The sequence below is a fragment of the Pseudoalteromonas sp. S16_S37 genome (assembly GCF_014694405.1).
GTDB lineage: Bacteria > Pseudomonadota > Gammaproteobacteria > Enterobacterales > Alteromonadaceae > Pseudoalteromonas.
Map to the genome: position 1 here is coordinate 1 of NZ_JAAUWV010000191.1, position 609 is coordinate 609.

The following is a 609-nucleotide window of genomic DNA, read 5'->3' on the forward strand; positions in this document are numbered from 1 at the left end:
ATCCAACCCGTTGGGTGATACATTTTCCAATAACAACGTAATTGATTCAGCACACTGTCTGATACAACAACGTAACGAGATTTATCCCCTTTACCTTGCTCTATTAAAATAGTTTTACGCTGGCCATCAATGTTTTGCACTTTAATGCGCAGCAGCTCGCCAATACGTAAACCACAACCGTAACACACCACAATTAACGTTTTTAGTCGCATATCATCAGTGCAGCTTTCTATCAGCCGCCGCATATCATCACGTGATAAATAGGTGGGTGCGCCCGACTTCGCTTTTGGCAGCGCAATATCTAAGTTAAGTGGCCGGTGTAAAATATTCTTAAACAAGAACCAAATACTGTTTATCTGTACTTTTTGACTTGCTCTAGAAAGTTTACGAATCGCTGGATCGTTAAAAAAGGCGTTAAGTTCGTCATCAGTAATTGAATCGAGTGGTTTATTAAAATAATGACTGAGTTTGAGTAAATGCTCGCAGTAGCTTTTAGAGGTTCTTTGCGAATAACCACGATAGGCTATTTCAGTTTTGACTTGTTCAATGAGTGTATTCATGACTTACCTCCAAGTTATGGGATAACCCCAAGGTAAGTGTGGCTCAAAT

The 609-nt window shown here is 39.7% G+C and carries 1 protein-coding gene; it reads right to left on the bottom strand.

What is annotated here, in order from left to right; all coding sequences use genetic code 11:
- On the bottom strand, positions 1-560 hold a 560-nt coding region (locus HC733_RS22565), incomplete at its 3' end, for a tyrosine-type recombinase/integrase (protein ID WP_190367204.1).
- Positions 561-609: the final 49 nt, after the last annotated feature.